Source organism: Bradyrhizobium sp. P2_E8, from assembly GCF_056403875.1.
In genome coordinates this window covers 1-9716 of sequence record NZ_JBFUES010000181.1, presented here as the reverse complement: position 1 = coordinate 9716, position 9716 = coordinate 1, and the positions used below count along the sequence as shown (strand labels likewise).

Genomic DNA, 9716 nt, shown 5'->3' with positions numbered 1-9716 from the left:
GACCCAGATCAATCCTGGCGGGCCTCCTCTCTCTATTCTGCGCCGAGAGTTCGACGGGATCCCCCTTCCATGTTTCAGCACGCGCTCCGCCAGGGCCTGATTGGCCTCTTTCTGATCACGCCTGCGCTGGCGGCTCCGACCGCCGAACAACGCGGAAAGGCCTTTGCCCGGGCCAATTGCGCGCGCTGCCACGCGATCGACCGCGTCTCCGAGAGCCCGCTCAAGGTCGCCCCGCCGCTGCGCGCGCTGCACCGGAATTATCCGATCGCCACCCTTAGCGAGGCGCTGGCCGAAGGCATCTACACGGGCCACGCCGATATGCCCGCCTTCGAGCTCAGTCCGGACCAGATCCACGACCTCCTGTCCTACCTGAAGACGCTGGAATAGCCGGCCTCACACCGCCTGCACGCTCCAGCCGATCAGTTCCTTCGCGATACGGGAAAAAGCCGCGTCGAACGCTGCGACCGCAGCGGCCGGTTCGACCTTGTCGAGCTTTTCGCTGGTCTCGACGAGGCGGGACGCGACCACCTTGCCGTTCTTGTCGACGATCCGCGCCGACAGACCGATCTCGACCCTTGTCTCGCCGTCCGTGGCAATCCGGAAGCGCCTGATGTCGATCAGCAGCTGGTAGTCCGCCTGCCCGAGATCGCTCGTGCGCAACGGCGCATGGGCGATGTCGTAATTCTCGAAACTGTCGATCAGCCGGGCCTGCACCAGCTTTGGAATGCTGTCGGCCCAGAGGAAATCGGCAAAGCCTGGATTATCCCCGCTAGGCGCAAACAGCATGCGCTGGGTCTGGAGCATCGCGACCGCGGTCGGCTCGGGAATGGCCAGCGACGCAGAAAGCGTCTTGCCGGCCGGTCCGAGATTCTGCGGCGTGCGCAGGTCATAGGTGACCTTCTGCGCGGGCGCGCCGCCGCCGGTCATCTTCTCGAGACCCGCCAGGATGCCGTCGAGCTTGCCGGTGTTGCGCGCGAGCCCGTCCGAGAACGTCTTGAAATTCGCGATGGTGTCCTTCAGCGGTCCGGAATTGTCCTCCAGCACAGAATCCACCCGTCGCAGCGCATCGCGCGCCGCCTGCGTCATGCTCTGGCCGGCGCCGACCTCGGCGATCAAGCTCGGCGGCTCGCCGGACTTGGCGACGATCATGCCGCCCTCCAGCGTCACCACCGGCACGCCGGTCAGCCCCTGGAAGTCGAGCCCGACCTTGGTGTCGGTGCGCACCGGCGTGGCCGAAGCAACGGAGATCGTCGCATTGACGAAGCGTGGATTGTCCGGCGCGAGTCCGAGCTGGGTCACCTCGCCGACGCGGATGCCGTTGAACAGCACGCCGGCGCCGACCAGGAGCCCCGGTACCGGTCCCTGGAATTGCACCTGGTAGTTCGTGCGCGGCCCGATGCCGCCGGTGTTGTTCAGCCAATAGACGAAGCCGAACACCGCGAGGATCGCGGCCAGCACGAAGGTGCCGATCAGCACGTAGGGAGCGCGGGTTTCCATGTCTCATCTCATCTCGTGTTGCAGCATCTGCGAGCGCTTGCCGYGGAAATAGGCGCGCACCCAGGGATGCTCGGATTGCAGCAGGTCGCGCATCGGGCCAATCGCAACGATCTTGCCGTCGGCGAGCGCGGCGACGCGGTCGCAGACCGTCGTGAGGCTCGCGAGGTCATGGGTGACCATGAACACGGTCAGCCCCAGGGTCTTTTGCAGCGTCCCGATCAGCGCGTCGAAATCGCCGGCGGCGATCGGATCGAGGCCGGAGGTCGGCTCGTCCAGGAACAGAATCGGCGGATCGAGCGCGAGCGCGCGCGCCAGCGCCACGCGCTTGGTCATGCCGCCAGACAGCTCCGCGGGATATTTGTCGGCGTCCTGCGCCCGCAGCCCGACCATTTCGAGCTTGGCGATCGCGATCTCGTCCATCAGCTCCTGCGACAGGACGAGATTTTCGCGCAGCGGAAACTGGACGTTCTGGCGGACCGTCAGCGAGGAGAACAGCGCGCCCTGCTGGAACAGGATGCCCCATGTCGCGGCCGTGCCTTGTGTTCCGCGGTTCTGCGGGCCGCCGATCTCGTGCCCCATGACCTCGATGGCGCCGCTTCGGCGCGGGATGAGGCCAATGATGGTGCGCATCAAGACTGACTTGCCGCCGCCGGACGCCCCCACCAGCCCGAGGATCTCGCCCTTGCGGACGTCGAGCGAGAGATGGTCGAGCACCGTCTGGCGACCGAAGCCGACCATGAGGTCACGGACGCGGATCGCGAACTGTTCCTGCGATTCTCCCATCGTCACATCCCGATCGAGGCAAAGAAGATCGCGAACAGGCCGTCGAGCATGATCACCAGGAAGATCGACTTCACCACCGACGTCGTCGTCTGCCGTCCCAGCGACTCGGCACTGCCCTTGACGCGCAAGCCCTCGCTGCAGGCGACAATCCCGATCACCAGCGCCATGAACGGCGCCTTCAGGATCCCCACCTCGAAATGGGTGACGGAAACGGCCTCGTGCAGCCGTGCGACGTAGATCGCCGGCCCCATGTCGCCATAGAACTGCGCGACCAGGCCGCCGCCGTAGAGCGCGGCAATCGATCCGATGAAGGCGAGGATCGGCAGCGCGATGACCAGCGCCGCAACGCGCGGCAGGATCAGGACGTCGACGGGATCGAGCCCCATGGTCGACAACGCATCGATCTCCTCGCGCATTTTCATCGAACCGAGCTCGGCGGTGTAGGCGCTACCCGACCGGCCGGCGACCATGATTGCGACGATCAGAACTCCGAGCTCGCGCAGCACGAGGATGCCGACCATATCGACGGTGTAGGACTCCGCGCCGAACCGGCGGAAATGGAAGAATCCCTGCTGGGCGATGATGGCACCGATCAGGAAGGTGATCAGCGCGACGATGGGAATCGCCTGCCACCCGATGCGGTAGAGCTGATAGACCAGTGACGTCAGCCGCAGCGACCGCGGCCGGCGCAGCACACCGATCATGGCCATGAACAATGCCCCGAGCATTTGCAGGAAGATCGTGATGTCTTCGCGCGCACCGACCGTGGCCTTGCCGAGATCGCCGAGGCTGAGCAGAACCGCATTGGGCTTGGCCGTCGGCGCCGGCGTGTGGCGGTTGACCTCACGCACCTCGTCCATCAGGCCGCTGAAATGATCGGCGAGGCCGACGAATTCGGCCGATCTGCCTGACGATGCGACTCTGCGCGACAGCTTCTCCAGGACCCAGGCGCCGAGCGTATCCAGCGCGCTGACGCCCGACATGTCCAGGGTCACAACTCTCGACCGATCGACATCAGCTCCGACCGAATGGGATAGAGTCTCGAGCGTCGTCACATTCGCCGCGGTCCAGGACCCTTCCGGGCGCAATTTCAGCACATCGCCAGACGGCGTTGCCAGCAACAGCGGTTCGGAGTTCACGCTTTCACCTCATCGGGACAATCGGTCCCCATTCAGCCGCCAGTTCTAGGCCAGCATGTGGCGGGCGGGTTGACCTGTCTCAAGGGCAGGCCCCTGGCCACCCCTTGAGGCAAATCAAGCGCGATCACGCCGGCGGGTCTTAGGTTCGCTCCATTCAAAGGAGACATCAAATCCATGTTCGACGGCGACAGGATGAGCGAAGAACTGCGGACGTTGAAGGTGGACGTCACCCGCCTGCTGAGCACGGCGGGCGAGGAGATGTTCGAGAGTTCGAAGGACCGTGCCAAAGCTCTAGCCGATCAGATCAAGGCCGCGCTTGCCGAGCTCGGCGAAACCGTCTGCGACGAGGAGGAACAGCTTCAGGGCCTCATTGCGGAGCGCCCGATGACATCGCTCGCCTCCGCCTTCGCACTCGGCGTGGTCGTCGGCTTCATGCTGAGGAGGCACTAGGTGAATACCGACAACGTCGTCAGACATCTGCGCGCGCTGTGGCGGACCGACCGGATCATCGCAGACATCAGGCTGCGCCATCTGCTGGTGGGTCTCGGCCTGCGCGCCTTTGCGGCACTGATCGCCGCGTTCGGGCTGTTGATGCTGGAGCTGTCGGCCTATTTCGCACTGGTCCAGATCTGGAGCGCCATTGCGGCGGCGGCCATCCTCGGCGCCGTCAATTTTGCCATCGCGGCGGTTCTCTTCGTCATCGCCGGCCGTGCGCCGTCCGGCCGCGACATCGACCTCGCCAATGAGATTCACGGCGCATCCATCGAGGCCCTTCAGCTCGAGGCGCGCGCGCTCCAGGCCCAGGTGTCGGGCGCGGTGCATCATCCGCTGAGCACGATCGTGCCGGTGCTGGTGCCGCTGATCGCGATCATCGTCAAGTCTTTGCGAACCACTGCCAAGACATCCGCCGCCGCAAATTCGGCTGAACCCCCCACCTAGCCGGCGCGCTCAGAGCTTCAGCCGGACGTCGCAGATATCGGGCTCGGTCGGATCAGGCTTGACCTCGAAACCGAGCTGCCGGCACATTTCGAGCATCACGGTGTTCTCCTGAAGCACGTCGCCCGATATGGCCTTCAGCCCTTCGGATCTCGCGTAGTCGATGATCAGTTGCATCAGGGCCCATCCAAGCCCCCTGCCCTTGAGATCGGACCGCAGCAAGATCGCGTATTCGCCGCTCTCGTAGATCGAGTCCGAATGGAGCCGGACCACGCCGACCATCTCGCCGGTCGCCTCGTCGAATGCGATGAAAGCCATCGCGCGCGCGTAGTCGAGCTGGGTCAGGCGCGCGATGAATTCGTGGGTGAACTCCTTCATCGGCGCGAAGAAGCGCAGGCGAAGGTCGTGAGGCGTCACATGGCGCAGGAACGCGTGGATGGTCGGCTCGTCCTCGGGGCGCAACGGCCGCACGAAGATGCGCCAATCGTCCTTGAGCTTGAGGCGGCGCTCCCACTGTGACGGATAGGCGCGAACGGCGAAATTGGCGGGGCCTGAGCCGGCGAATTTCCGCTGCGACGGCCCCACCGCGACACGGGCGTCGACTGCCGTCACGCCGGTTTCGTCCGCGAGCAGCGGGTTGATGTCGAACTCGCGAATCTCAGGGATATCGGCCGCCATCTGGGCGAGCTTGACCAGCACCATCGCGACGGCGTCCTGCTTGACGGCCGGCACGTCCCGGTAGGCGCGCAGCAGCCGCGAGACCCGCGTGCGGTCGATCAGGTCGCGAGCGAGTTGCAGATCGAGCGGCGGCAGCGCCAGCGCCCTGTCATTGATGATCTCCACCGCCGTTCCGCCCCGGCCGAAGACGACGACGGTGCCGAAGGTGGGATCGTCGGCAAGACCGAGGATCAGCTCGCGCGCCTTCGCCTTGACCACCATCGCCTGGACGATGACACCGCCGATGCGGGCCTCGGGCCGCAGCTTCCTTGCCCGGGCGAGAATGTCGGAGGCAGCCGCACGCACCGCCTCCGGCGTCGTCAGGTTGAGCATGACGCCGCCGACATCTGATTTGTGGACGATGTCGCGCGACATGATCTTCAGCACGACGGTGGCGCCTTGCGCGAACACCTCGTTCGCGCAAGCCACGGCTTCTTCGACATCGGCTGCGGCATAGGTCGGCACCATCGCGATGTCGTAGGCTTCGAGCAAGCGCTTGATCTCGACAGGCTCGAGCCATTTGCGGTCATCGGCGATGGCTGCAGCCACGATCTGCCTGGCGGCCCGGGCGTCAGGCACGAACGTGTCGGGCATCGCGGGGGGAACCTGGCTCAGCTCCTCGACCACTTCGCGATGCCGGACCAGATGCATGAAACCGCGCACCGCATCGTCCTCGGTCGGATAGTTCGGAATGCGCCCGCCAGAGAGCGTCTGAATGATCGGCTGATCGGCCCCGACCCAGGCGGCAAGCACCGGCTTTGCCCAACTGCGGTGCTGCTCGCGGTATTTGCCGACGAGCTCCGTCACGGTCGTCGCGATGTCGGAAGCCGAGGCGATCGCTGTCTGCACATTGAGGACGAGAACTGCGTCATTGTCGGGGTCGGCGAGCAGCACCTCGAGCGCGGCCGCGTAGCGCGATGCATCGGCGTCGCCCACGATGTCGACGGGATTTGCGCCGGACCAGGTCGGCGGCAGCACGCCGTCGAGTTTCTTGCGGGCATCCGCCGAGATGGACGCGGGAATTCCGCCAAGCTCGACCAGTCGATCGACGGCGAGGACACCGATGCCGCCGCCATTGGTCAGAATGGCGAGGCGCTTTCCGGCCGGCGATTCGACGCGGCCGAGCGTCTCGGCGCAGTCGAACAGCTCGCGCAGGTCGGAGACCCGTAGGACGCCCGCGCGGCGGAACGCCGCGTCATAGACGGCGTCGGCGCCCGCAAGCGCGCCCGTATGCGTAGCGGCCGCCTTCGCACCCTGCGCCATGCGGCCGGACTTCACCACGACGACCGGCTTGACGCGCGCCGCGGCGCGTGCCGCCGACATGAATTTACGCGCGTCCTTGATGGCTTCGATATAGAGCAGGATCGCACGGGTCTTGTGATCCATCGCGAAATAGTCGAGCAGGTCGGCAATATCGACGTCGATCTGGTCGCCGATCGAGACGATGCCGGAGAACCCGACGCCGCGCTGCGCGGCCCAGTCCACCATGCCGGCGGCGATCGCGCCGGATTGCGAAATCAGCGCAAGATTTCCCGCTCCCGGCATGTGCGCAGCAAAACTGGCATTGAGGCTCACGCCGGGCATCATGACGCCGAGGCAGTTCGGTCCGATCAGCCGCATGCCGTATTTGCGGGCTGCGGCGATCGCGGACTCGTGCAGCGATCCCGGTCCGTGACCGAGTCCGGCCGAGACGATCAGCGCGCCCGCCGAACCGCGCCGCCCGGCCTGGTCGATGATGCCGGGAACCTCCCGGGCCGGCGCGGTGATGACCACGAGCTCGGGCACGAATTCCAGCCTGTCGAGGCTCGCCACTGAGGCAACGCCGCCGATCTCGGCATGGCGCGGATTGACGAGGCCGAACTGTCCCTTGAATTCAGCCTTGCGAATGTTCTCCAGAACGGCGCGCCCCACGGAAACCGGACGGGCGCTCGCTCCGACAAGCGCAACCGAACGCGGCGACAGCAGATTCCTCAGGCGATAGGTTGACATGAAAGCAAATGCGCCCCGTCGGTGGCGGTTCCGATTGTTGAAAGATCGGGCCGGAAAGCTGGCGGCGAGCCTAGTGCGAGATCATAACCCAGCACGGTGGCTGGCCAATGACGGTCTTTGTCACACCACCCCAGACGATCTCGTTCAGGCGCGAATGATGATAGGCGCCCATCACGATCGCATTGATGGCATTGGAATTTGCCCAACTTCCGAGCACCTTTCCGATCGAGCTGCCGCCGCCCGTCGTCGTTCCGAACGAGGCACGGACACCGTGTTCCCTCAAATGATCGACGAGGGCGGTTCCGGATTGCACGATCGCGTCGGTCTTGTCGTCGGCCACGGTCACGACGCGGACCGAGGCCGCAGCCTGAAGGATCGGCAGCGCGTCGCCGACCGCCCGCGCCGCGCGCGCGGAGTGATCCCAGGCGATCATGACGTTCTCGAATTCCGGTCGCAGCGTGTCCACGTGCTGTTCCGGACACAGCAATAGCGGTCGCCCGGATTCGAACAGGAGCGTCTCGATAATGTGCTCCGTTCGGCTGTCATGCGGCTTCACGGGGATCAGGGTGAGATCGCTGAAACGCGCATGTTCAGCCAGGATCGACGCAATCTGGTCCGCCGGCACCTTGTCCGACCGGCCTTGGGCCCGAATGTTGGCGCGAGACGCCGCATCGGTAAAGGCATTCAGAAGATGCTGCATATCGGCCGCTCCAGAGGCCCCCTTTGCCTCGGCAGCATCGGGAGCATCGGGAAGCAGCACTTTCGGTCGCACGAAAGCATCTTCCTCGAGCGCAAGCGCGGTGATCCTGGCGCCGAGGTCGGCGGCGACGGCCACGCATTTCTCGATCGCAGCGAGAGCCGGTCCGCGCGGCTGGCCGACAAGCGGCAGAAAAACGTCTTTCAGGGGCATCGGGATTCTCCTTGGCCGCCAGCATAGGCCGGCTTCCGTCAAGACCATTGATCCTCGTCAAGCCAGGGGGAACCGTCCAGACGGGCAAGGGCGGGCATTGACGGAAGTCAAGGACTGGCCCCGCGGCGCCATTCTATGGATAGTTCGATCGGAGCGGTTCGCCCCGGAGAGACTGATGCGTGCGATGGTGTTGGCTGCCCCGCGGGCACGGCTGCGGATGGAGGAGCRCCCCGATCCAATCCCCGGCGAAGGTCAGATCCGGGTGCGAGTCAGCGCCTGCGGTGTCTGCCGAACGGATCTTCACGTCGTCGACGCCGAACTGCCCGACATCCGCTATCCCATCGTACCCGGCCATGAAATCGTCGGCCGCATCGATCTCATCGGCTCCAATGTCGCAACGCATGCGCGGGGTGACCGGGTCGGCATTCCCTGGCTCGGGTTCACCTGCGGAAGCTGCCGGTTTTGCCGGGAGGGTATGGAGAACCTCTGCGACCGCCCGCTTTTCACCGGCTATACGCGCGACGGCGGCTATGCAACGCACGCCGTCGCCGACGCGCGCTACGCCTTTCCGCTCGGCGAAGCCGGCGACGATGGGACCATCGCCCCCCTGCTGTGCGCGGGCCTGATCGGCTGGCGTTCGCTGGTCCTTGCCGGCCAGGCAGAGAGGCTCGGCATCTACGGCTTCGGCGCCGCCGGCCACATCATCGCGCAGGTCGCGGTCTGGCAGGGTCGATCGGTCCACGCGTTTACCCGGCGCGGCGACGTGGCCRCACAGGACCTCGCCCGCCGGCTCGGCGCCGTCTGGGCCGGCGCCTCGGACGAAATGCCCGGCACACCGCTCGACGCCGCCATCATCTACGCTCCCGCCGGCGAGCTCGTGCCGGCCGCGTTGCGCGCCGTTCGCAAGGGTGGCCGCGTGGTCTGCGCCGGCATCCATATGAGCGACATTCCGAGCTTTCCGTACGACCTGCTCTGGCAGGAACGACAGCTGATCTCCGTTGCCAATCTCACCCGACAGGACGGTCTCGATTTTCTCAGGATCGCTCCGCAGGCGGGCGTGCGCACCGAGACGACCGCATTCCCGCTCGATCAGGCCAATGAAGTCCTGGACATGCTGCGGAATGGACAGATTCTTAGCGCCGCCGTGCTCAGGCCCTGACCGCATCCCGGAAATACCAGCTTCGATGACAGACGAAACGGCTGCCCAGGAACGGATCTTCACAGCGCTTTGCGCGCATCCCGGCGTGACACGGATCGATACGCACGCCGCGTCGGTCTTTCTCGACGGCAGCCGCGCGCTGAAGATCAAGCGAGCCGTCCGTTTTCCGTTCCTCGACTATTCGACGCTCGAGAAGCGCAAGGTGGCCTGCGAGGAGGAGATCAGGATCAACCGGCCGCTGGCGCCGCAGATCTATCACCGCGTCGTGGCGATCACCGAAGAGTCGGACGGATCGTTGAAGGTCGACGGCCGCGGCCGGCCGGTCGAGTATGCGGTCGACATGTCCCGCTTCGACGAAAGCCGGACGCTGGATCATCTGGCGAAGGCTGGCCCGCTGGATGCAAACCTGGCCTCGGCTGCCGCCGATGCCGTCGTGGCGTCGCATGCGATAGCACCTCGCGCCGACGGCAAGGCATGGGTTGCCTCCATCCCCGGCCTCGTCGATGGAAACAGCAACGGCCTGCGGAAGGGCAACCATCCCCGGCCTCGTCGATGGAAACAGCAACGGCCTGCGGAAGGGCAACCA

At 65.5% G+C, this 9716-nt stretch carries 9 protein-coding genes and 1 pseudogene; 5 read left to right on the top strand and 5 right to left on the bottom strand.

Annotated elements, in window-relative coordinates:
• Positions 1-69 precede the first annotated feature (69 nt).
• Positions 70-387 carry a c-type cytochrome gene (locus tag AC1D00_RS12820; protein WP_477010926.1) on the top strand — a complete coding sequence of 106 codons (318 nt, stop codon included), beginning with the start codon at positions 70-72 and terminating at the stop codon, positions 385-387.
• Between the two features lie 6 nt (positions 388-393).
• On the opposite strand, the gene AC1D00_RS12815 is transcribed toward AC1D00_RS12820, so the two are convergent.
• From AC1D00_RS12815 to AC1D00_RS12805, 3 genes are read right to left on the bottom strand one after another with little or no spacing between them, the layout of a single operon-like run.
• Positions 394-1497: an ABC-type transport auxiliary lipoprotein family protein gene (locus AC1D00_RS12815; RefSeq protein ID WP_477010925.1), complete on the bottom strand. Its 1104-nt coding sequence runs from the start codon at positions 1495-1497 to the stop codon at positions 394-396.
• 3 nt (positions 1498-1500) lie between these two features.
• The gene (locus tag AC1D00_RS12810; RefSeq protein ID WP_477010924.1) at positions 1501-2280 is read right to left on the bottom strand and encodes an ABC transporter ATP-binding protein; all 780 of its coding nucleotides are present in this window, start codon (positions 2278-2280) and stop codon (positions 1501-1503) included.
• Between the two features lie 2 nt (positions 2281-2282).
• On the bottom strand, positions 2283-3419 hold the full coding sequence (locus tag AC1D00_RS12805; protein WP_477010923.1) for an ABC transporter permease: 1137 nt from the start codon (positions 3417-3419) through the stop codon (positions 2283-2285).
• 174 nt (positions 3420-3593) lie between these two features.
• Here AC1D00_RS12805 and AC1D00_RS12800 point away from each other — a divergent pair, with 174 nt between their 5' ends.
• Both AC1D00_RS12800 and AC1D00_RS12795 read left to right on the top strand, forming a co-directional pair.
• Entirely contained in the window at positions 3594-3869 is a 276-nt protein-coding gene (locus AC1D00_RS12800; RefSeq protein WP_477010922.1) for a hypothetical protein, read from the top strand.
• Entirely contained in the window at positions 3870-4358 is a 489-nt protein-coding gene (locus tag AC1D00_RS12795) for a phage holin family protein (RefSeq protein ID WP_477010921.1), read from the top strand.
• Between the two features lie 9 nt (positions 4359-4367).
• Here the strand turns inward: AC1D00_RS12795 and AC1D00_RS12790 are convergent, their stop codons facing one another.
• Together AC1D00_RS12790 and AC1D00_RS12785 are read right to left on the bottom strand one after the other, a co-directional pair.
• Complete coding sequence (locus AC1D00_RS12790; protein ID WP_477010920.1) at positions 4368-7061, bottom strand: bifunctional acetate--CoA ligase family protein/GNAT family N-acetyltransferase; 2694 nt, start codon at positions 7059-7061, stop codon at positions 4368-4370.
• Between the two features lie 70 nt (positions 7062-7131).
• The gene (locus AC1D00_RS12785; RefSeq protein WP_477010919.1) at positions 7132-7971 is read right to left on the bottom strand and encodes a universal stress protein; all 840 of its coding nucleotides are present in this window, start codon (positions 7969-7971) and stop codon (positions 7132-7134) included.
• Positions 7972-8146: 175 nt separating this feature from the next.
• On the opposite strand from AC1D00_RS12785, the gene AC1D00_RS12780 reads away from it, so the two are divergent.
• Both AC1D00_RS12780 and AC1D00_RS12775 read left to right on the top strand, forming a co-directional pair.
• Positions 8147-9130: a zinc-dependent alcohol dehydrogenase family protein gene (locus tag AC1D00_RS12780; RefSeq protein WP_477010918.1), complete on the top strand. Its 984-nt coding sequence runs from the start codon at positions 8147-8149 to the stop codon at positions 9128-9130.
• A 25-nt stretch (positions 9131-9155) separates the two neighbouring features.
• A pseudogene (locus tag AC1D00_RS12775) lies at positions 9156-9716 on the top strand (bifunctional aminoglycoside phosphotransferase/ATP-binding protein); the annotation flags it as partial.

Bases quoted from the DNA above. Each gene is read 5' to 3' on its own strand.
- AC1D00_RS12820 (WP_477010926.1), top strand. From the start codon at position 70: ATGTTTCAGCACGCGCTCCGCCAGGGCCTGATTGGCCTCTTTCTGATC.
- AC1D00_RS12815 (WP_477010925.1), bottom strand. From the start codon at position 1,497: ATGGAAACCCGCGCTCCCTACGTGCTGATCGGCACCTTCGTGCTGGCC.
- AC1D00_RS12800 (WP_477010922.1), top strand. From the start codon at position 3,594: ATGTTCGACGGCGACAGGATGAGCGAAGAACTGCGGACGTTGAAGGTG.
- AC1D00_RS12790 (WP_477010920.1), bottom strand. From the start codon at position 7,061: ATGTCAACCTATCGCCTGAGGAATCTGCTGTCGCCGCGTTCGGTTGCG.
- AC1D00_RS12785 (WP_477010919.1), bottom strand. From the start codon at position 7,971: ATGCCCCTGAAAGACGTTTTTCTGCCGCTTGTCGGCCAGCCGCGCGGA.